Annotated in this window: 22 protein-coding genes; 8 read left to right on the top strand and 14 right to left on the bottom strand. The window is 60.8% G+C overall.

The features are described 5' to 3' along the window. Positions 1-181 precede the first annotated feature (181 nt). The 5 genes from ABIE63_RS14660 to cobS form a co-directional block, all read right to left on the bottom strand. Positions 182-889 carry a SprT family zinc-dependent metalloprotease gene (locus ABIE63_RS14660; protein WP_354505323.1) on the bottom strand — a complete coding sequence of 236 codons (708 nt, stop codon included), beginning with the start codon at positions 887-889 and terminating at the stop codon, positions 182-184. 38 nt (positions 890-927) lie between these two features. Then, the gene (locus tag ABIE63_RS14655) at positions 928-1,791 is read right to left on the bottom strand and encodes a methylated-DNA--[protein]-cysteine S-methyltransferase (protein ID WP_354505320.1); all 864 of its coding nucleotides are present in this window, start codon (positions 1,789-1,791) and stop codon (positions 928-930) included. 118 nt (positions 1,792-1,909) lie between these two features. After that, the gene (locus tag ABIE63_RS14650) at positions 1,910-2,554 is read right to left on the bottom strand and encodes an SCO family protein (protein WP_354505318.1); all 645 of its coding nucleotides are present in this window, start codon (positions 2,552-2,554) and stop codon (positions 1,910-1,912) included. A 25-nt stretch (positions 2,555-2,579) separates the two neighbouring features. Next, positions 2,580-3,233: a histidine phosphatase family protein gene (locus ABIE63_RS14645; protein ID WP_354505316.1), complete on the bottom strand. Its 654-nt coding sequence runs from the start codon at positions 3,231-3,233 to the stop codon at positions 2,580-2,582. A 33-nt stretch (positions 3,234-3,266) separates the two neighbouring features. Then, entirely contained in the window at positions 3,267-4,082 is an 816-nt protein-coding gene (cobS, locus tag ABIE63_RS14640; protein ID WP_354505314.1) for an adenosylcobinamide-GDP ribazoletransferase, read from the bottom strand. Between the two features lie 139 nt (positions 4,083-4,221). Here cobS and cobT point away from each other — a divergent pair, with 139 nt between their 5' ends. The 4 genes from cobT (at position 4,222) to ABIE63_RS14620 (ending at position 8,131) form a co-directional block, all read left to right on the top strand. Next, a complete protein-coding gene (gene cobT / locus ABIE63_RS14635; RefSeq protein ID WP_354505312.1) occupies positions 4,222-5,256 on the top strand; it encodes a nicotinate-nucleotide--dimethylbenzimidazole phosphoribosyltransferase in 1,035 nt (344 codons plus the stop codon). Positions 5,257-5,264: 8 nt separating this feature from the next. Beyond that, the gene (locus ABIE63_RS14630) at positions 5,265-6,635 is read left to right on the top strand and encodes an ActS/PrrB/RegB family redox-sensitive histidine kinase (protein ID WP_354505310.1); all 1,371 of its coding nucleotides are present in this window, start codon (positions 5,265-5,267) and stop codon (positions 6,633-6,635) included. Then, positions 6,635-7,228, top strand: coding sequence for an ActR/PrrA/RegA family redox response regulator transcription factor (locus ABIE63_RS14625; RefSeq protein WP_354505308.1), 594 nt, complete (start codon positions 6,635-6,637; stop codon positions 7,226-7,228). The genes ABIE63_RS14630 and ABIE63_RS14625 overlap by 1 nt, the downstream gene beginning before the upstream one ends. Positions 7,229-7,333: 105 nt before the next feature. Beyond that, positions 7,334-8,131, top strand: a complete 798-nt coding sequence (locus tag ABIE63_RS14620) for a metallophosphoesterase family protein (protein ID WP_354505306.1) — start codon at positions 7,334-7,336, stop codon at positions 8,129-8,131. Here ABIE63_RS14620 and ABIE63_RS14615 read toward each other — a convergent pair. After that, positions 8,116-8,922 carry a class III extradiol ring-cleavage dioxygenase gene (locus ABIE63_RS14615; protein ID WP_354505304.1) on the bottom strand — a complete coding sequence of 269 codons (807 nt, stop codon included), beginning with the start codon at positions 8,920-8,922 and terminating at the stop codon, positions 8,116-8,118. The genes ABIE63_RS14620 and ABIE63_RS14615 overlap by 16 nt on opposite strands. 88 nt (positions 8,923-9,010) lie before the next feature. Next, a complete protein-coding gene (locus ABIE63_RS14610; protein WP_354505302.1) occupies positions 9,011-9,472 on the bottom strand; it encodes an MmcB family DNA repair protein in 462 nt (153 codons plus the stop codon). 132 nt (positions 9,473-9,604) lie between these two features. Here ABIE63_RS14610 and ggt point away from each other — a divergent pair, with 132 nt between their 5' ends. The 3 genes from ggt to ABIE63_RS14595 are packed head-to-tail and all read left to right on the top strand — an operon-like array spanning position 9,605 to position 13,833. Then, positions 9,605-11,326 (top strand): gamma-glutamyltransferase, encoded by a 1,722-nt coding sequence (ggt, locus tag ABIE63_RS14605; protein WP_354505300.1) that lies wholly within the window; start codon positions 9,605-9,607, stop codon positions 11,324-11,326. 54 nt (positions 11,327-11,380) lie between these two features. Beyond that, a complete protein-coding gene (rpe, locus tag ABIE63_RS14600) occupies positions 11,381-12,061 on the top strand; it encodes a ribulose-phosphate 3-epimerase (RefSeq protein ID WP_354505298.1) in 681 nt (226 codons plus the stop codon). Positions 12,062-12,075: 14 nt separating this feature from the next. Next, complete coding sequence (locus tag ABIE63_RS14595; protein ID WP_354505296.1) at positions 12,076-13,833, top strand: heparinase II/III family protein; 1,758 nt, start codon at positions 12,076-12,078, stop codon at positions 13,831-13,833. Between the two features lie 30 nt (positions 13,834-13,863). Here ABIE63_RS14595 and ABIE63_RS14590 read toward each other — a convergent pair whose 3' ends face one another. The 6 genes from ABIE63_RS14590 to ABIE63_RS14565 all read right to left on the bottom strand — a co-directional run bounded on the left by ABIE63_RS14590 (position 13,864) and on the right by ABIE63_RS14565 (position 18,846). Continuing rightward, positions 13,864-14,307 (bottom strand): hypothetical protein, encoded by a 444-nt coding sequence (locus tag ABIE63_RS14590; protein ID WP_354505294.1) that lies wholly within the window; start codon positions 14,305-14,307, stop codon positions 13,864-13,866. 75 nt (positions 14,308-14,382) lie between these two features. Continuing rightward, on the bottom strand, positions 14,383-15,249 hold the full coding sequence (locus tag ABIE63_RS14585; RefSeq protein ID WP_354505292.1) for an EamA family transporter: 867 nt from the start codon (positions 15,247-15,249) through the stop codon (positions 14,383-14,385). A 20-nt stretch (positions 15,250-15,269) separates the two neighbouring features. Then, a complete protein-coding gene (gene ftsY / locus ABIE63_RS14580; protein WP_354505290.1) occupies positions 15,270-16,214 on the bottom strand; it encodes a signal recognition particle-docking protein FtsY in 945 nt (314 codons plus the stop codon). Next, positions 16,211-17,491 (bottom strand): tRNA (N(6)-L-threonylcarbamoyladenosine(37)-C(2))-methylthiotransferase MtaB, encoded by a 1,281-nt coding sequence (gene mtaB / locus ABIE63_RS14575; protein WP_354505288.1) that lies wholly within the window; start codon positions 17,489-17,491, stop codon positions 16,211-16,213. The genes ftsY and mtaB overlap by 4 nt, the downstream gene beginning before the upstream one ends. A gap of 4 nt (positions 17,492-17,495) precedes the next feature. Then, entirely contained in the window at positions 17,496-18,368 is an 873-nt protein-coding gene (gene dapF, locus ABIE63_RS14570) for a diaminopimelate epimerase (protein WP_354505286.1), read from the bottom strand. Between the two features lie 76 nt (positions 18,369-18,444). Further along, complete coding sequence (locus ABIE63_RS14565; RefSeq protein WP_354505284.1) at positions 18,445-18,846, bottom strand: thermonuclease family protein; 402 nt, start codon at positions 18,844-18,846, stop codon at positions 18,445-18,447. 140 nt (positions 18,847-18,986) lie between these two features. Between ABIE63_RS14565 and ABIE63_RS14560 the strand changes: the two genes are divergently transcribed. After that, positions 18,987-19,304 carry a helix-turn-helix transcriptional regulator gene (locus tag ABIE63_RS14560; RefSeq protein ID WP_354505282.1) on the top strand — a complete coding sequence of 106 codons (318 nt, stop codon included), beginning with the start codon at positions 18,987-18,989 and terminating at the stop codon, positions 19,302-19,304. Positions 19,305-19,373: 69 nt separating this feature from the next. Here ABIE63_RS14560 and ABIE63_RS14555 read toward each other — a convergent pair whose 3' ends face one another. Continuing rightward, positions 19,374-20,789, bottom strand: coding sequence for a P-loop NTPase fold protein (locus ABIE63_RS14555; protein ID WP_354505280.1), 1,416 nt, complete (start codon positions 20,787-20,789; stop codon positions 19,374-19,376). Positions 20,790-20,879 lie beyond the last annotated feature (90 nt).

Below are 20,879 nucleotides of genomic sequence, written 5' to 3'. Positions count from 1 at the left end.
CCGGTCTCCTGATCACCACCGAAGCGATGGTGGCGGAGAAGCCGGAGAAGAAGGAAGCCGGCGGCGGCATGCCCGACATGGGCGGCATGGGCGGCATGGGTGGCATGGGCTTCTAAAGCCTGTTACCCAAGTCTCGAAAAATGGCGAGGGGCTGTGGTGTATCACCGCGGCCCCTTTTGCTTTAACCGAACCGCCAGAGCAATGAGCCCTCGCGCTTTAGCCAGCGGCGTTGTGCCTGATGGTCCGGCACCAACTCCGAGACCAACCGCCAAAAGCTGGGTGAATGATCGTGATGGCGCAGATGGGCCACCTCGTGAGCGATAACGTAATCCAGCACCGCTTCCGGCGCCATGATCAGCCGCCAGGAGAAGGACAGAGCGCCGCTGGTTGAGCAGGACCCCCAGCGACTACGCGTATCGCGGACCGTGACCCGCGTCACCTTTTCACCGATTTTGCCCGCCAGTGCTTCCGACCTTGTACGGCATACCTTTCTTGCCTCCCCCTTGAGATAGTCGGTCAGGCGGCGTTGCAGATGCTCCGGCTTTCCGGTGACGAACACCACCTGCTCCTCACGCCATACCCCGCCGCGTGCGTCAGGACGATGCTCTATTCTATGCAGGTCTCCCAGAATGGGGATCGCCGCGCCGTGCGTGAAGGGAGTGAGAGGCGGAAGCTTATGCAGGCGCCCGGCGATCCAGCCTTCGTGCCGTTCCAGAAAATCAATTGCCGTTCGGTTGCTGGTTCCTCTGGGAATCGTAAGGGCAACGCCGCCGTCGGCGGGATCGACCCGCAAGATCAAGCGCCGGGCCCGGGTATCCCGGCGCACTTTGAGCGTCAAACGACGGCCGTCGATCTCAAGCGACTCGGGCAGGCTGGATTTCCACAACATGGCTTAACTTGAAAACCCGTGCCGGACTTGGCAAGCCCCTAAGCTTTGGCGGTCAGGCGCTTCTCCAAATCCAGCAACGCCTCTTTTCGCGGCAGGCCCCAACGGTAGCCCCCCAGACCGCCGTCGGTGCGCAAGGCGCGATGACAGGGGATCAACAGGGATACCGGGTTCGTCGCGCAGGCGCGGCCAACGGCACGTTGCCCCTGGGGCAGGCCCAGGCGCTCGGCAATCTCCCGGTAAGTTCTGGTTTCGCCCGCAGGAATTGCCAGCAATTCCTGCCAGACCCGGCGCTGAAAAGCCGTTGCCCGCAAGTCCAATGGCAGGTCCACATGTGGTAGGGAGCCCGCGAGGTATTCCAGGATGTCGTTAACTGCGGGTGCCAGCAAGGCGTCGTCCCGCTCGATCCTCGCCGCCGCCGGAAACTCGGCATGCAGTTCGCTTTCCAAGGTCCGGTCCTTACCAAAGGCCAGGAAGCAGACGCCCTTGGCCGTGGCCGCAACCAGCAGCCGCCCAAAGGGGCAGTCGGCCAGTGTGTAAACGATTTCGGCGCCCTTGCCGCCCTGTGCGTAGGATGCGGGCGTCATGCCGAGGTGCTGTGCCGCGCGCTCATAGACGCGGCTGGAGGAGCCATAGCCGGCCCCATAAGTTGCTCCGGCCACGCCCGCACCCTGGCGCAGCTCGTTGCGCAGGCGCTCGCCTCGCTTGGCGTCCTGATATTCCCGTGGGCTGATCCCCATGTGTTTCTTGAAAAGCCGTTGCAGATGCCAAGGCGACAGGGCCACGGCTTCGGCCAACTCCGCCAAGCTGACGCCCTCTTCAGTGCGCTCATCTATCAGCATCGCCGCTGCCCGTACCGCTGCCAGCCCGCGATTCTCATTCTTCATTCGCTGCTGTCCCGACATTGCCAAGGTTTCCTCGTATGATTGAAGCACAAAATCCGTACTCCATCCCATAGCGGCTTTGGCATTGAGACTTCTATCCGAAGCTTGTTCTTACACGGCTTCATTCGAAGTGCCGGAATCAGTTCTTCACGACCTCCGCCAGGGCATCGGCCATTTCCTGCGCGCTGGTGCCATGGGTGAATAGTCGAATGAAGCGGCCTTGAGGGTCGAGAAAAACGAAGGCGCTGGTATGGTCCATCAGATAGTCGCTCGCCCCTTCCTCGGTTACCTTCTTGGCATAGATGCGGTAGTCGGCGGTTACACCTGCGATCTCCTCCGAACTGCCGGTTAGGCCGACAAGGCGTGGGTGAAAGAAATCAACGTAGGTGTTCAGCACCTCGACCGTGTCGCGCTCGGGGTCAACCGTGATGAACAGGGGCTGAATGGCGGCTGCTTTCTTTGGCGCTTCCGATTCCAGGCGATCCAAAGCCTGCGTCATGACCGATAGACTGGTCGGGCAGACGTCGGGGCAGAAGGTGTAACCGAAGTAGATAAGCAGATAGCGCCCAGCATAGGTATCGTTTGTCACCCTGGCGCCGTCATCGTTGGTCAAGGTGAAGGGGCCGCCGTAGCTGCCTTGCGCACCGGTTGCGTTAGAATCGAACTGCGCCTGATTGATCGCGGGCTTGGGCTGCAGGTAGAGATACGACGCGATGCCGAGCGCCAGGATCGCCAACCCTGCTCCAAAGATGATCGCGGCCCGTGCCAAAGGATTCTGCGGCATTGTTAGTGCTCCTTCCTGAGTTATCTCAGAACTGCTTGACGCCGTTTGCGTATCCGCGAGGGTCGTGATTGGTGGTAACGACGCGCCAGGACTCGGGTCCAGTCTCCCCTTCGGCCCAGTGCTCGATTCGTGTAAGCGAACAGTTTTCGATGGTGAAACCCAAAGCCCGCTCCGGGTCTAGTCCCAAAGCCAAGGCGAGGGCGGCGCGGATCGTGCCGCCATGGGCAAACACCACGATATGTCTGCCGCTATGTTGGCGTGAAAGGTCGGTAATCGCAGCCGATACACGGTTCATGAGATCGACGAAGGATTCGCCGCCCGGCGGGCAAGTGGCGGCTGGAGCCAGCCAGAAGCGGTGGGCTTCGCGCTCAGGACGGGTACGCAGCTCATCATGGCGCAATCCCTGCCAGTCACCAAAATGCTGTTCCGCGAAGGATGCCACGACCTCAGCGACGGGCAGCGGCGAGCTGCGGTATGGAGCGACGGCTTCCATGGTGTCGCGCGTGCGCCGAAGGTTGCTCGTGATCCAGAGCGCGTCTTGCGGCAGCAACTGGGCCAGTCCTTTGAAGGGCGCAGTTTCGCTGCAGTCAGCGGGGTGATCGGTTTGTCCATAAATACGCCCGTCGTTGCAGGTAACCGGTGCATGGCGAATCCACCACCAATGTGTCGCGTTGCTCATTTCGTCTTTTTCCGTGTCTTCGTCATTGCAGCCTCACGACATAAGGACTGTCAGGCCAAGGAGCAAGGTGATCTCGCCGACCTGTTGCGTTGCGCCAAGGACGTCGCCGGTATAGCCGCCGATCTGCCGCAGGGCGAGGGTGCGCATCGCTGCCGCCGCAGTGGCCGCAAGCGACAGCAATATCAAAGCATTTCCAAACCCAGCCAAGACGAGTGTCACGAGTGCGCCAAGGATCAATGCGGCGACGACAACCCGCCTTTCGGGTTCCAGGTGGTAGGCGCCGAGGCCACTGCTGCGCGCCTGGGGTGTAACCGCCATGATACCCGGAATCAGGGCGCGCGAAGCAGCATGTGCCAGAGGCAGGGCGACCCAAGCAATGCCCGCCGGTATGAGCACGGAAAGAGCAGCAGCACGTAGGCCGATGGATAGGAACAGGGCCGCGGCGCCATAGGTGCCGGTGCGGCTGTCCTTCATGATCTCCAGCTTGCGGTCCCTTTGGAAGGCGCCTCCGAAGCCATCGGCTACGTCGGTCAAGCCGTCTTCGTGGAGGCAGCCGGTGAGCAGCATGCTCGCGCCAACCGCAAGAAGGCCGCAAACGAGAGGCGGAAGGCCCAGGGTCCAACCAAGAACTCCAGCGCCGGCAGCGATCATGCCGACGAGGCCACCGACCAGCGGCGCGGCGCGCAAGGCGCGGGTCATAGCTTCCGGCGTGATCTCACCAGGCTGCGCTAAGGGGATCCGGGTGAAGAAAATGATGGAGAGCTTCAGGTCGCAAAGCCAGTCGGATAAAAAGGCGCGTAAGGCCGCTTCGGTTTGCCGCATGTGTCCAACTTGCTCCTTACCCGTCATCCTTGAAGGGTGCCTCCTAAACATGACCGCGGGGAGTGCACCCACGTCGGAAAGGCTTGTCCTTGCGCTCTAGTGGCGAGTATCACTGGCCAGCGCCTGCGGCAAGTCATCTTCTGTCGCAGAACTTGGAGGAGACCCTATGAGTCCGAATCAACCACCCGTCAGCTTCGATGAGATACGGGCTTTGCTCAAAGAGCTGCCGGGACCCGACGAGGCGGCGGCCGATCTGGCGCTCGCCCGGCAGGAACAGTTGACGAAACCGAGTGGTTCGCTGGGGCGACTGGAGGAAATTGCCGTCTGGTTGGCGCGTTGGCAGGGGCGTGCGAGCCCGGGTATGGAGCGGCCCCGCACCGCGGTGTTTGTCGCCAATCACGGAATAGCGGCGAAGGGCGTTTCAGCCTATCCCCAGGAAGTAACGCAGCAGATGGTCCAGAATTTCGTGCACGGTGGCGCGGCTGTGAACCAGCTCTGTAGTGTCGCCGATGCCGATCTGCGGGTCTACGAGATGGCTTTGGAAAAGCCGACCGGTGATATCAGCGAAGGCCCAGCGATGCTCGAAGACGACTGCGCGCGGGCAATTGCCTATGGTTTGATGGCAGTTGAAGAGGGGTTCGATGCTATGGCGCTTGGCGAGATGGGCATCGGCAACACCACCGCGGCCTCGGCGGTTTGCCTTGCGCTGTTTGGCGGCGCGGCAGGCGACTGGGTCGGGCGCGGGACCGGCCTGGACGATGCGGGTCTAAAGCGGAAAACAGCGTTGGTGGAACAGGCTGTAGCGGTCAATCGCGACCGGTTGAGCGACCCATTGAGCATTCTTTGCGCGCTTGGCGGGCAAGAGTTGGCTGCCATCGTCGGGGCTATCCTGGCGGCACGCTTGGCGCGCACGCCGATCCTGCTTGATGGCTTCGTCAGCACGGCGGCCGCTGCGATCGTCCATAAACTGGTACCGGGCGGCCTCAATCACTGTCTGGTCGCGCATCGCTCGGCAGAACATGCCCACGGGCGTCTAGTGGAGGAATTGGGTAAAGCACCCCTTCTCGACCTCGACATGCGCTTGGGCGAAGGCTCTGGCGCGACGCTGGCGTTCCTGCTGCTGAAAGCTGCTGTCGCCTGCCACAACGGCATGGCGACTTTCGATCAAGCCGCAGTAAGCCGTCGTAGCCGTGACAACTGAGATTTGCGATGGCTGAGGACGGCATCAGGCTCGGAGAGAAGAAGCGGCAAGGCATTGTCTTGTTCGAACCCGGCGGCCCAGGCTCCAGCCGGGTGAGGCTGCGAACCCTGGTGACGATACGCTGGATCGCCGTCGCCGGGCAGGCTGTCGCCTTGGCTGCCGCGCATTGGGGCCTGGGGCTACCGCTTCCGTTGGTTCCGTCGTTACTGGTCGTTGCGGTCTCCGTCGCGCTCAACCTTCTGATCCTTGAATATCGGCCCCGCGGCCTGTGGTTGGGGGACCGGGAAGCCGCAGTCTACCTGGGATACGACCTCTTACAGCTTGCAGTGCTCCTGGCCCTGACGGGCGGCCTTACCAATCCGTTCTCGATCCTTATCATGGCGCCGATCACGGTGTCGGCCTCCTTGCTTTCGCGGGTTAGCACACTGGCTTTGGCAGGCTTGGGTCTGGTCTGTGTCACCCTGCTTGCCGTTTATTATATTCCCCTGTCATGGGACAGGTTGGGCTTGACCTTCGGACCGCTTTACTTGTGGGGCCTGTGGGCATCGCTGGTCATCACGATCCTGTTCATCGCCGCCTACGTCTATTCCATGGCATCGGAGGCGAGTCGTATGTCGGCCGCTTTGCGCGCTTCTGATCTCGCGTTGGCCAGGGAGCAGCAACTTTCAGCCGTCGGCGCGTTGGCCGCCGCCGCCGCCCATGAGCTGGGCACGCCGCTTGGCACCATCGCGGTGGTAGCCAAGGAATTGCAGAACGAGGTTGGGAAGGACAGCGCCTGGGCCGACGACCTCCGTTTACTAAAGGAAGAAAGCGATCGTTGCCGCGACATATTAGCGCAGTTGGTCGCCCGTCCGGACTCCGACGGAGGTTCTCCTTTTCACCGACTGCCGCTTGAAGGGCTGATCGAAGCGGCTGCAACACCCTACCGGTTGGAAGGAAAAAAGTTACTCGTGACTTGTAATCCGCCGACCGGGCAAACGGACCTCGATCAGCCCGAGGTGCCACGCACGGCGGTCCTGCTTCAAGGCCTCGGCTTGCTCCTTCAGAATGGCCTGCAATTCGCAGAAAGTCTGGTCGAAGTGGAAATCAGCTGGGATTCCGAGACGGTCGTGCTGATCATCCATGACGATGGACCGGGCTTCAATCCGGCGGTGCTGGAACGGCTCGGCCAGCCGTATGTCGGCGAGGGTCGGAAACGTCGCAATACAGCCTCCCAGCCCATGGGGTTGGGTATTTTTATCACGCATGCCTTGTTGGCCAGAACAGGTGCTCGTCTGCTTTTCGGCAATCATCCCGAGGGGGGAGGGATAGTTGAGATTCGCTGGGATCGTGCCACATTAGAAGAGTCGGACCAGATGGCTACGGGGAATCATGATTGATGAACGAAGATAGTTCCGCCCTTCACATTGACCTTTCCACCTCCTTCGAGACAGCGCAGGCTGGCGTCGAACGGAGCCTGCTGATCTGCGACGATGATGATCGGTTCGCGCAGCGCCTTGCCAGGGCCATGGAGCGACGCGGCTTTATCGTGAGCATTGCGACCAGCGTTTCGGAAGGTGTGCGCATTGCAAGGTATCATCCCCCCGCTTTCGCAGTTGTCGATTTGCGGCTGCAGGACGGGAGCGGGCTCGATGTGGTCCAGGCCCTTCACGACGCGCGGGAGAACGCCCGCGTTGTGGTGCTGACAGGTTACGGCAACATCGCGACCGCCGTGGCGGCCGTGAAGGTCGGCGCAGTGGATTATCTCCCGAAGCCGGCGGATGCGGACCAAGTTGAAGCAACGCTGCTGGCGGGCGAGGAGGGACTGCCGCCGCCGCCCGAGAACCCCATGAGCGCGGACCGTGTTCGTTGGGAACATATCCAGCGGGTCTACGAACTTTGCGGCCGTAACGTTTCGGAAACCGCACGCCGCTTGCGCATGCACCGACGCACGTTGCAGCGGATCCTGGCGAAGTACGCGCCGCGCGACTGAGTTCGGACTGCTGAAAAAGTGGTCACCGCAGCACCGTCGTTTTATCGTCATAATGCCGTTTTAATCTTGCGCTAGGGTGCATCCCGTCATCAACGGGAGGGACAAGTGACGCAAGCCGGCAGACCAAATCTTGCGACCGGCCTTGCGGCCGCACCGAGCGGTCGCTTGGTCTATGCCATCGGTGACTGCCATGGCTGCCTGGACCTGCTTTTATCTCTTGAGAGCAAAATCGTTGCCGACGCCTCCGGCAAGGCCAGCACGTCGAAAATCATTGTTTACCTGGGTGACTACATAGATCGCGGCCCTGATTCCGCATCGGTTCTGGATCACCTGGTCGCAGGCCCACCACCCGGGTTTGAGGCGGCCTATCTGCTCGGCAACCACGAAGAGATGCTGTTGCAGTTCCTGTACGGCAGCGAGGAGCGCGCGCTTCTTTGGCTACTTAACGGCGGCAAACAAACCCTGATCAGCTATGGTCTGGACTTAACGGGGCTGGAGGCGGAGGGTGCGCTGGAAACACTGCGTTCGGAGCTAAGAGCCAGGATACCGGGCAGCCATCTGGTGTTCCTGGAGAATCTCAAACTCACGCATGAAGAAGGTGATTTTCTTTTTGTTCATGCCGGACTGCGGCCTGGAGTCAGCCTGCCGGCACAACGCCGCGAAGACATGCTTTGGGTACGGGATGCATTCCTCAAGTCTTCACAGAATTTTGGCCGCATCGTCGTCCATGGGCATACACCGGACAACGAGCCTGTCGAGCGCCCAAACCGCATTGGGATTGATACCGGTGCGGTCTATAGCGGAACGCTGACGGCCCTGGCGCTGGAGGGGACTGCCCGGCATTACATCCAGGTTCATTCTTCCGAGATGCCGGGCACAAAGCACGGTTACCCGAAGGCGTAGGCATCCAGGGCCAGAATGGCCCGGTCATAGGAACGATGCAGGACTTCACCGTGCGTTTTTCCCGTTGGTCCTTCTCCGGCGCCCAAAGCGACATGAAGCGGCAGAAGGTGCTCTTCGGTCGGGTGATTGCGAGCGGCATGCGGAGCTTTCTCGCGGTAGTCCTCGATTGCATCGTTGTCGCCTGATGTTACCCGTTCGGCCATCCAGTCGGCGAAATCGGAAACCCAAGCGGGTACCGGTGCATCGGGGGCTTGGCCGCGAAAGCTGCCGAGGTCGTGGGTCAGACTACCTGAACCGAGAATCAGAATGCCTTCGTCGCGTAGCGGCGCCAGGAGACGTCCCAACGCACGGTGGTGGGCAGGGCCCTTGTGGGTCTGAACCGATAGCTGAGTTACCGGGATATCGGCTTCCGGATAGGCCAGAAGCAGTGGTACCCAGGCGCCGTGGTCGAGCCCGCGGCTTTCGTCCAGCGTTGTCGGAAGACCACCCGCCTTGAGCAAGTCTGCGGTCCGCTGGGCCAAGGAAGGGGAACCTGCAGCCGGATAAGTCAATTCGTAAAGCTGCCGCGGAAAGCCATAAAAATCGTGAATCGTGTCGGGTGCCGTCGCCAGGCTGACGGCGGCTTTGTCGGTTTCCCAGTGGGCTGAGATGACAAGAATACCCTCGGGCCGGGGCAGCGATGCAGCAAGACCTTCCAGGAAGCGGTGGCCGGGGGCGTCTTTCTCCACGGCCAGCATTGGTGAGCCATGCGAGACAAAGAGAGCAGGCATCGGGGTGGGTTTTAGGGGCATTTAAACGGTCCTCATCGGGCTTTACTAGCTCCCCTCATGTGGGGGTGGGTAGGCATTCAGGGCAAGCCCCTTGAACACATCAGCCCGATCAAATCCCGCCGCGCGGATCGAGGGCCTGCAACAGACGTTGCCCGGCAGTGCGCGCAAAACGCAAAGTGAGCGCTTTGCGGCGAGCGGGCGCCAGGGAAGTTTCCGGCGCCTCGCGAATGACGGCTGCTGTGTAGCGGTCGGCGATGATTAGACCCGGTTCATCGGGCAGGACATCGCGGGGGAAATCCTCGGGTACCGCGAAAAAGAACAGGTCGCAAAACTCAAGATATTCCTGCCATTTTCCGTCGCTTCGGAAGTCTGCGAGCGAGGATTTGATTTCGACAACGGCAATGCGGCCTTTTTCGTCCAGGGCCATGATATCCACCCGGCGTCCGGTTTTTAAAACGACTTCGAACAAGCAGGACCACCCCAGGTCAGTGAGCGCTCGTCCGACACCGCGCGCCAGGCGATGTCCCGGGGCCATTGCGGCAAGCTCGTTATCAACATCGTTCTCGTTCATTTCTGGTCCTGGATCACGTGGTTCGTCGCCGGCTTTGAACGAAATGCTAGCACGAAGGGCGGCAGGGTTGCGCCCCTTGGCAAGCGACTGCCATGCTATCGCCTCGACAGATCTGAGATTCCGGAGGTAGGCATGGTTAGGCGCATCACAGTAGCTCTTTTGCTGTTCCTCGTAACTTTTCCATCCGTTGCGGGCGCGCAAGGCCAGGCCATCCTGTCCTATCTCGATCGTTTCCACCCGGTCCTGGCCGCCAACGGCATGGTGGCGACGCAAGAAGCCCTGGCCAGCGAGGTCGGGCGTCAGATATTGCGTGATGGCGGCAATGCCGTCGATGCTGCCGTCGCGGTCGGGTTCGCTTTGGCAGTGACGCTGCCACGGGCGGGAAACCTAGGCGGCGGCGGTTTTATGATGATCCATCATGCCGGAACGGGCGAAACCGTAGCGCTGGATTATCGGGAAATGGCGCCGGCAGCGGCCACGCGCGACCTGTTCCTGGATGCCGAAGGTGAAGTGGACGAGAAGCGCTCCCGGTTCAGCCATCAGTCGGCAGGTGTCCCGGGTACGGTGGCTGGCATGGCGGCGGCACTGGAACGCTACGGCACGATGAGTCTTGCTCAAGTCATGACGCCCGCCATCCGCCTCGCCGCGGAGGGCATCCTGGTCAGCCAGGATTTGTCTGATTCCTTGAAGCAGTCTGCCGAGCGGCTGCAGCAGTTTCCAGCGGCCGCGAAGGTCTTCTTCAAGGCAGATGGCAGGCCCTACGAGCCCGGAGACCGCCTGATCCAGAGCGATCTTGCCCATAGTTTAAGCCTGATCGCCGAGCAGGGGCCTGAGGCCTTTTATGGCGGCGAAGTTGCCCGGCTGATCACGGCTGAAATGGAACGTCACGGCGGCCTGATCACGCCCGCGGATCTGCGTGCCTACAAGGCCATTTTCCGTGACCCTGTGCGCGGTACCTATCGGGGCTACGAGATCGCTTCCATGCCACCGCCTTCGTCGGGCGGCGTTCATCTTGTGCAGATGCTGAACATTCTGGAAGGGTACCCGATTGGCGAACTGGGCAGCAATTCAGCGCTGACAATTCACCTTATGGCCGAAGCAATGCGGCTGGCCTACGCCGACCGCAGCAAGTACTTGGGGGATCCGGACTATAGCGATGTGCCGGTTGCCGGTCTTATCTCGAAAACCTATGCGGAGTCGCTGCGGGAGACCATCGACAGCTTTAAAGCGCGGCCTTCCGAGGAGGTGTTGCCCGGAAATCCCTTGCCATACGAAAGCAACGAGACAACCCATTACTCGGTAATGGACAGGGCGGGAAACCTTGTCTCCAACACCTACACGATCAATTTCAGTTACGGCAGCGGCATCATGGTTGAGGGCACCGGCATACTGCTCAACAACGAGATGGATGATTTTTCCGCCAAACCGGGCATACCAAACGCCTATGGGCTGCTTGGCGGTGAAGCCAACGCCATAGAACCCGGAAAACGACCGTTGTCTTCGATGACGCCGACTTTGGTCTTCAAGGATGGGCGGCCCTGGTTGGCGACGGGCAGTCCGGGGGGCAGCCGTATCATCACCACGACCCTGCAAGTCCTGCTCAATGTGATCGATCACGAGATGAACATCGCCGAGGCGACGGCCGCACCGCGCGTACACCATCAGTGGTGGCCGGACGAACTGCGGGTGGAGCCAGGTCTATCCCCCGACACCATGGCGCTTTTGCGCGCGCGCGGCCATGATGTGGTCGTCAAGCCGACGATGGGATCGACGCAGTCCATCATGGTTACCGAGGACGGTATCACCGGTGCGTCCGACCCACGCCGTCCGGGTGCGTTGACAATCGGGTATTGATCATTCCAACCCGCGGCCTTGCCGTCATCGAACCAAGTTGTTAGGAACAAGATCATGCAGCAGCCGGTCCGTATCGCCCCTTCGATCCTTTCCGCCGATTTCGCCAAGCTTGGCGAAGAGGTTCGCGCGATCGATGCTGCCGGTGCCGACTACGTTCATGTCGATGTGATGGACGGGCATTTTGTTCCGAACATAACCATTGGTCCTAACGTCGTTGAAGCGTTGCGTGCCCATTCGACCAAGGTGTTTGACGTTCATCTGATGATCTCGCCGGTCGATCCATACGTTGAAGCCTTCGCCAAAGCAGGCGCCGACATCATCACCGTGCACCCAGAAGCCGGGCCGCATGTCCATCGGACGCTGCAACTTATCCGCTCGCTGGGTAAGAAAGCCGGTCTGTCGCTCAATCCCGGAACGCCCGCGGCGGCCGTGGAGCCGCTGCTCGACCTCGTGGACTTGGTTTTGGTGATGAGCGTCAATCCGGGTTTCGGCGGGCAGAAGTTCATTCCCGGTGCGTTGGATAAGCTGCGCACCTTGAGGGCTCTGATAGACGACAGCGGGCGGGCGATAGACTTGCAGGTCGATGGTGGGATCAATCCGGAAACCGCCGCTCAAGCCATCGCTGCCGGCGCTGACGTGCTAGTGGCAGGCACGGCGACATTTCAGGGTGGACCCGAAGCCTATGCAGGCAACATCGCCGCTTTGCGGGGGGCCGTCACGGGCCGCCAGAGCTAGACTCGAGGCAAGCGGTGGCCTCCATCGATCCCACAGCGGGTACGCACGAAACCCCCGACAAGAAGCGCTCGATGATTGAGAGGCGGCGCTCTCTACCGTTGTCGCATCGTTTGATGCGTTTACGCTATGCGCTGGAGCGCCTTCGCTGCCGCTTACCTCTGCCTCAAATGCCCCTGCCGGCCTGTCGCGGTACCGCGTTGGTTTTACAGCCTGGCGACAGCTGGCCCGGTGAGGCGGCGCGCGGACGCGATCTGTTGCAAGGGCAGTTTCGCTTCGCGGGTCGCACGATCGATTTACCTGAACCCCTTTGGGAGCCTGCCGGCGCAAGCGACGCGTGGCTGGCCGCGCTGCATGGCTTTTCCTGGCTGCGCGACCTGCGATCAGCGGGTGGCGACGGGGCTCGACGGCTGGCGCGTGACCTGACCCGGGACTGGTTGGAGCGTTACGGCGAACTTTGGAGCGCGCCCGCTTGGGAACCTTCGGTTCTGGCCCGGCGCATTCTCGCCTGCCTGACGCAGTACGAATACTTTGCCGCAACTGCGGAACCGGCCTTGCAGAGTGCGCTGATCGAGTCCTTGGGCCGCCAAGCGCGTTGCCTGCAGCGGCAGCTACCCGCCGGACTGGTCGGCGTTGATCTGCTGGCGGCGATAAAAGCGATATTGTTCGCGGCTTTTTGCCTACCGGGGGGCAAGGCTTTGCGGGTGCGGGGCGAAACTTTGCTGTTGCGTGAGCTGCGCCGGCAGATATCCGACGATGGCGGACAGATAGAGCGCTGCCCGTCCCGTTTAGCCGGGATGCTGCGTGATCTTATTGACCTCAGGGCGCTTTATTCCGCGGCGGAGGAGCCTGCGCCTGAGGAACTGGAGCAGGCGATGCTGCGTGTTGCGCCACTCCTGAAATCCCTGCGCCACGGTGATGGGACGCTGGCTCTTTTCAATGGCAGCCGCGAAGAGGAATCCTGGTACATCGATCTCCTGCTCCAGCGCTCGGCAATGCGGGGCAAGTCGGCCGCCTCGGCGGGTCGATCCAATGCCAGAGCCGCGCCACAGGCAGGATTCCATCGCTTGCAATCGGGCCGTAGTCTTCTGCTGGTTGATGGTGCCGCGCCGCCGCCGCCGGGCTTCGACGAGCAAGCGCACGCCGGCACGCTTTCCTTCGAGATGAGCGTCGGGCGCGAGCATTTGATTGTGAATTGCGGCGGCCATGCCAATCATACCGATCTGAACCAACTGCTGCGCGGGACCGCCGCCCATTCGACCCTTTCGATCAACGACATAAACTCCAGTGTTGTTCTGTCGGGTGGGGGCTTGGGTTATCGGCCCGGCGACGTGAGTTGCCGTCGCGAGGAGTCCGAAGGAAATGTCTGGCTCGAAATGAGTCATGACGGTTACGCCAAGCGCCTGGGTCTTTTGCACCAGCGGCGGCTTTTTCTGGCGTCTGGAGGCGATGACCTGCGCGGCGAAGATCGTGTGGCGGCTTTGCCCGGCCGGCAAAGCCGCCCGAACGCCGATACCGCCGTCTTGCGCTTTCATCTGCACCCCGACGTGGCCGCGACTCAGTTGCAGGGGGGTAACGTATTGCTCCGCCTGAAACGCGGTGGTGGTTGGCGGTTTCGGCAGACGGGCGGAGAGTTGACTTTGGAGCCGAGTCTTTACAGCGGTTCGGGTGAAGGCCCACCCCGGCAATGTGAGCAGATCGTGATCCGGGCGCCGCTCTCTGGGAAGAAGAGCGTCGTCAAATGGAGCCTGAAGCGCGAGCAGAAACCTTCATAGCTGCCCCCGCCTTTGTCTTGAATGAGCCGATCAGAAACAACCGTCCGGCATGTTCATGGAGCGCCGCGCGTTCTTGGTTTCCATCAGATAGTAACGCCCGCCCGAAAAGCGTGGGCAGTCACGTCCCAACCCGCGCCTGACAAGTACGTCTGCAAGGTCGAGGCCCCCGCGCACGTAGCAAAAACCGCGAAGCGGCTCCGGGCCCTCCTCCTGAATTAGCAGGCACCAGACGTATTCACCTTGCGTCAAACTGTGCAGCAGGTCTTGCGCCTGCCCGTGCTCCGGCCGCCCGCGGGTTGGTGGCAGGATGCCGGCAAGCTGAACCCGCCGCTCGGCGAACTGGAGCGTGTTGGCGTCGACGACGCCGGTAACCTTGCCGCTGAGTATGGGGTCGTAGGCTTCGGCCGAGAGAGAGCTGCCCGGATCAACCAGGAGCAATAAGCAAGCCAGTCCACAAGTCCGTAAGATCCGCATGGGCGCCGCGCCTCCGGTCTCCGGTTCGCTCTCGGTTGAATTATACCTTAAAAAGTAGACGCGGTCGGTAACGGCTTAGAGAGAGCCCGCCACCCGCAGCAAGACCGCGCCAACGGCTACCAGCAGAGCAGCCGCCATCCGCCGTGGGCCAAAGCCCTCGCCCAGCAGAAGCGCGCCGATCCCTGCGGCGATGACGACCGAGGTTTCCCGGAGCGCTACCACATGAGCCATGGGGGCCACGCTCATCGCCCAGATGACGATGCCGTAGGCCAAGCCGGAGATGATGCCGCCAAAAAGTCCGCGCTTCCAATAGGGGCGGAAGGCCGAGAGCTGCCACTTGCGTCGGTGCAGCGCATAGAGCGTCAGGGGAAAGTGCTCCAATGCGAAAAGCCAGGCAATATAGCTGATCGCGGTTTCCGCGCTGCGTCCGCCCATGCCGTCGACCAGGGAGTATCCGCCGATGGTAAGACCCGTCAGCAAGGCCAGATAGACCGGCCGCCGATCCCCGGCCAGAGGATCGCCGAACCGCCAGGCCAGGGAAATGAGACCGATGGACAGGATGAACAGCCCCACCATCTCCAACGGGCTCAGACTCTCGCCGACCAGCAGGAAACCGCCGACCGCCACCAACAGCGGCGCGGAGCCGCGCGCGATGGGGTAGACCTGACTGAGGTCGCCCAGCTTGTAGGCGTTGATCAGCGCCCAGTAGTAAATGCTGTGGATCGCGGTCGATGCGGCAATGAAGCCGAAGGATTCCCACGGCGGCACGGGCAGGAACGGTAAAGCCAGGGCCACGAAGGGTGCATGGGAGAAGATGACCAGCGCCTGGACGACCAGCTTGTCGCCGCCGGATTTCACGATGGCGTTCCAGGTGGCGTGCATGACCGCCGCCAACAGCACCAAAAGGTAGATTGTCGTGAGATCGATGCTTGATTCACTCATCGCCAGGGCGCTCGCGCCGTTCAGGCGGGCAAGCCGAGGAGTGCGCGGGCAAAGGCGCGCGCCTCGAAGGGCCGCAGGTCATCAGCGCTCTCACCGACGCCCACGGCGTGGACCGGCAACGCGAATTTCTCGGCCAATGCGACCAGGACGCCGCCGCGGGCGCTGCCGTCCAGCTTGGTCACCACAAGGCCGCTGACCTCCACCAGTTCCTTGAAGGTCGCAACCTGCAGCAGCGCGTTTTGCCCTGTGGTGGCGTCCAACACCAGCAACACCTCGTGCGGCGCGCTCTCGTCGATCTTCCGCAGGACACGGATCACCTTCTGTAGTTCGGCCATCAGGTCTGTCTTGTTGTGGAGCCGACCGGCCGTGTCGATCAGCAACAGGTCTGCGGCCTCTTCTCTCGCCTGTTTCAGGGCATCGAATGCCAAGCCTGCGGCGTCGGCGCCGGTCTGGCGCGCCACGACCGGACAGCCGGTCCGTTGACCCCAGATTTGCAGCTGCTCGACCGCCGCGGCGCGGAAGGTGTCCCCCGCCGCCAGGATCACGCGCTTGCCGTCCTTGCGGTAGAGCGTTGCCAGCTTGCCGATGGTCGTGGTTTTGCCCGAGCCGTTGACGCCGACCACCAGCACGACGTGCGGCTTGTGGGTGGGGTCGGGAACCAGAGGGCGGGCGACCGGCTCCAGAATCCCGGCGATCTGCTCGGCCAGGGCGCTGCGTACCTCCTCCGGGCTCACTTCCTTGTCGAAGCGGGTGCGTGCCAACTCCGCCGTCACCTTGGCGGCGGTCGCCACGCCCAGATCGCCTTGGATCAACAGCTCTTCAAGCTGTTCCAGCGCATCGTCATCGAGCTTGCGCTTGGTGAAAATGCCGGTGATGCCGTCGCCCAGCTTGCTGGAGGATCGCTTCAGTCCCGACGTTAGTTTTGAAAACCATCCGCCCTTCTTCTCGGCCCCCACTTCGCTCACGCGGCTTTCCCTTCAAGTTGCTGTCCGTTGCGGGCGGTGATGCGGGCCGCAACGATGCCGCCGACCCTTTTGCCCAGAGGGCCGGTCATCGCAACCGGCGCGAAGTGTTCGCTGCGCCCAAGACCGTCCTTTTCGATCAGCACGCTGGCCTCGCTGCCGATGCGGCTGTCGAGGAAGCGCTTCACCTGACGCTCGCCAAGTTCGCGCAAACGCAGGGCCCGCTCCTTGCGCAGCGGCTTGGCTACCTGAGGCATGCGCGCGGCGGGTGTGCCGGGGCGCTCGGAATAGGGGAAGACGTGCAGCCAGGTCACGTCGCAGGCCTCCACGATGCGCAGCGAATTGGCGAACATCGCCTCGGTTTCAGTCGGGAAACCGGCGATGATGTCGGCGCCGAAAACCACGTCCGGCCGCGCCGCGCGCGCTTCGGCGCAGACCCGCTCCACGTCGCGCGCCAGATGGCGGCGCTTCATGCGCTTCAGGATCATGTCATCGCCCGCCTGCAGCGACAGGTGGAGATGCGGCATGAAGCGCGGCTCTTCCGCCAGAAGGCGCAGGATATCCGGGTCCAACTCGACCGGATCGACCGAGGAGAGCCGCAAGCGTTTAAGGTCCGGTACGTTGGCCAACAGGCGACGGCAGAGCTGGCCGAGTGTCGGCTGGCCCGGCAGGTCCTGGCCGTAGCCGGTGATGTCGACGCCGGTGAAAACCACTTCGGCCACGCCGTTTTCCACCAGCAGCTGAATCTGCCGCACGATCTCGCCCATCGGCACCGAGCGGTTGTTGCCGCGCCCAAAGGGGATGATGCAGAAGGTGCAGCGGTGGTCGCAGCCCTGCTGCACCTGGATGAAGGCGCGGGTGTGGCCCTCGAAGCCCTCGATCAGGTGGCTCGCGGTTTCGCGCGCCTGCATGATGTCGCTGACCAGCAGCGGCTCGGTCGCTTGCGGGCCGAAGGCATCCGGCTCCAGCTTCTCCAGATTGCCCAACACCCGATCGACCTCCGGCATGGCGGCATAGCGCGCCGGGTCGATCTGGGCCGAGCAGCCGGTGACGATGATCTGCGCCTGCGGGTTCTCGCGGCGCGCGCGGCGGATCGCCTGACGCGCCTGCCGTTCTGCCTCCAGCGTCACCGCGCAGGTATTGACGATGACCGCATCGCCCAGGCCCGAGGCCTCGGCATGGCCGCGCATCACCTCGGACTCATAGGCGTTAAGGCGGCACCCGAAGGTCAGGATCTGCGTGGGATTTGCGCCCGAGGATTTTGCTGCGTTCGACGTCATGGGCCTATTCGGCTGCCCCCTTGATGGCTTTGTCGTCAGCCGCCAGCAGCGCCGGATCAAGGGTGCCTGCAAAGGCCGTGGCCGTCGGGCCGGTCATCAGCACATGGCCGTCGGCCTCGCGCCACTCCATCTCCAGCGTGCCGCCGTCCAGCAACAGGGTCGCGCGGCGGCCCGTCAGGCCGCGCCGCACGGCGGCGACCATGGCTGCGCAAGCGCCCGACCCGCAAGCCAGCGTCAGGCCCGACCCGCGTTCCCAGACTCTCAGGCGCAGGCGATCCGGACCCACGGCTTGCATCACGCCGATGTTGGCGCGCTCGGGGAACAGCGGATGAGTCTCCAGTTTCGGCCCGACCGCGGTGATGGGCAGGGTCTCGATGCCGTCCTCGACGATGAAGACCGCATGGGGGTTGCCCATGCTGACGCCGACCGGGTCGGACAGTGGCCCCTCGGCGATGCCCAGGTTCAGGGTGTCGCGTTCCTCGGCCAGCGGAATGTCGCGCCAGCCCAGCCGCGCCGGGCCCATGTCCACCGTCACCCGCTCGGGCGAGGCGGCCTCGGCGCGCAGCAAACCCGCATCGGTTTCGATGACGCTGTCGGGTCGCCCGGTCTCGCGGGCCAGCAGCAGGCCGACGCAGCGCGTGGCGTTGCCGCAGGCGCCCGAAGGCGAGGCGTCGGCGTTCAGGATGCGCATATAGAGGTCCGCCGCCCGGTCGCGCGGCGGCTCCAGCACGATCAGCTGGTCACAGCCCACGCCGCGATGGCGGTCGGCGATGGCGCGTGCCTGGGCGGGCGTCGGCTCGAAAGGCTCCTTGCGGGCATCGATGATGACGAAGTCATTGCCCAGGCCGTGCATTTTGATGAAAGGACGGCCTGTCATGGTCGCCTATATAGTGCCGAAGCCCCGACTGAGTAAATCCCCGTGTCTTCGACACCGTGGCTTTGTTAGCCCTCGTTCAACGGTGCGGGTAAGGCCGCGCATGGCCCGCTGCTAGCAGCAGACAACCCAGGTCGCGCCCATCGGGCAGCCGCGCCTGTCCGACGATACGGCCCGCATATTTGCCATGTCTGAGGGCATACAGCGCAATGTTTCCGTCACTAGTGGCCAGAAGATCGACCAGGAAATCCCGCGCCGCTTGTCCCTCGGGTTGTCTCTGCTCGGGGGCGTCGATCCCGGCCAACCGCAAAGTGACCGTCATCCGCAAGCCGGGCCAAAGCCGCGCTTCGACCTTGAGGCTATCCCCGTCGATCACTCTCAGCACCCGCGCCGGGACAGGTCCCGGCAGAACCTCCGCCGACAACGCCGTTACCATGCTGACGAGGAGGAAGGGGAGGAGAAGTGGAATCCAGAATCTCATTTTCTATGTGTATTGCAGTGGATAAATCAGCTTCAAAATGAGTATTTCATGGAAAACTATAGCTGTGAATGAAATATTCATGAGGATTCTCCATTATCACTCGGTGGAGTATAGAGTCGCCTGCCCGAAAGATGTTCCTCATGGAACTTGGAGCACTCATCGGCGCACGCATCCGCGAAACACGAAAAACCAGGGGCTTGACCCAGGAGGAATTGGCGGAGCGTATCGACAAGGCCGCCAGCACGATCTCAGAGTTCGAGCGGGGTAACATCATGCCCCACCTCTCAACTCTCTATGCAATGGCTGCCGCGCTGAACGTCGAACCGGGCGATCTCCTGCCAGCGCTCACCGATGACGATCCCGAACGGGCTAAAGCGATTGCCAGCGCTTTAGCAATTCTTCGCAATCTAGAGGGCCGATCATTCGATCAAGCAATTTCCGTTTTGAAAGTTCTTTGACAAAAAAGAGATTGTATATTTTTTCTCAATTAAGTAGACATACTTTTTTACTGAGAAATATTCAGAATACTAAGTAATTAATTTAAATCGGCTGATCGCTCTAGCTGCGTCTATTACAATTTTATCATATGGTCCGAAAGGACCAAAATAATGCTTTATCCAACCAAGTGTTACATCTTCAGCTGTCAGGCCCCCATGTTGTTTAGAACCCGAAAGAAGGAACCGCCAAAATTTAGTAAAAGACTTTTGGCTTTCGGAATTCAAAAGGCTCTGTATATCTTCAATCTTCAATTCACCTGTTTCAGCTTTCCTGAACTTACTAGGGTCCAAATGACGAAGTGCGCAAAGCGGTACATAGAGATCAGGAACCGATAGTTTAGTTCCCTTTAGAACCCTTTTGGCTAGGCTAATTTGCCCCGCCAGTCGCTCAATGGACCTCAAAGTGAGTAAGTTTTTTCGTGCAATCTTATCGAGCAACTTACGGCATTCCAGATCATCTTGGGTGTCTTCGCCCAAATTGAGATTTTGCCAAATCGCATCAATGTAGCGTGTTGCCGCGGTGTCACCGTAATCTTTTGCGCTTGGACTAGGTAATGTAATCCTCAGGTGGAAAAATTTCTCAAGATATGCACGAGCGTCAGTATCACTGCCATAGGCTCCCCTGACAGATGCTTCCAGTTGATGCATATGGGTTATAAGGAGAAAGACGACATTCTTGACGGAAAAAATATGCTTAATCTTTTCTAACATATCGAGAGAGAAATTTGGGCGGCAGCGATCTAGTTCATCGACGATAATCACTAAAGGATGTTTTCGGCGATCAGGTCCTACATCAGTCTTGTCTGTTTCGGATGAGGCAGCGGAATTTGAACCAAGTTCACTTGCAAGTCTGTGTAGATCATCCTTGAACTGATGAATCATTCTACGCTCATCAGATGCTTGTTTAAGCCGACTTTCGATAGCGTCAATTGCGCTGCGCTCTATTTCGTCACTAGCCGCTTTAATAGTGGTTTTGATCGTTTTGCTAGACTCTTCGATTAATTTTTGATCTAGGATGCCAACAGTTGCCACTTTTATTGCAGCGCCAACGCCTATAGGTGCGAGTGCGAGGGTGGCATGCACGGCAGACTTGGCGAAGTTTGAAACGAGTTTCTTGGCGCCTTTCGGCGACCTTTTTAATATCGTGTCCGCTGCAAGTTTTAGCTCAATCGTTAGTGCTAGAAACGCGTCATTGTAATGGTCGTTGGCAAACGCATCAAATTCAATCACAGGGGTGTTGCTGTTCCTCAACAACCCTGCCCATTGTTGTGCAAATGTGGATTTTCCACTTCCCCATGGGCCATCAAGAACGATGACTAGCGGACCATCACTGGATTGGACAACATTGGCTAGTTGCTGACCAAATTCTCTATAACCGAAAAGATCATTCTTATCTGTGAATCCTTCTTTTTCACCGATTTCTAGCGGGTCCGGCACCAGTTTCATTTGACGGCTCTTATAAGTAAATCCAAGGCGCTCGAATGTTTTTCAACCTAAAGCCGAGAAAAATCAACTATGTTCTCGCTCGATGGAAGG

The sequence above is a fragment of the Limibacillus sp. MBR-115 genome (assembly GCF_040549425.1).
GTDB classification, from domain to species: domain Bacteria; phylum Pseudomonadota; class Alphaproteobacteria; order Kiloniellales; family CECT-8803; genus Limibacillus; species Limibacillus halophilus.
This window is presented reverse-complemented; position numbering and strand designations above follow the sequence as displayed.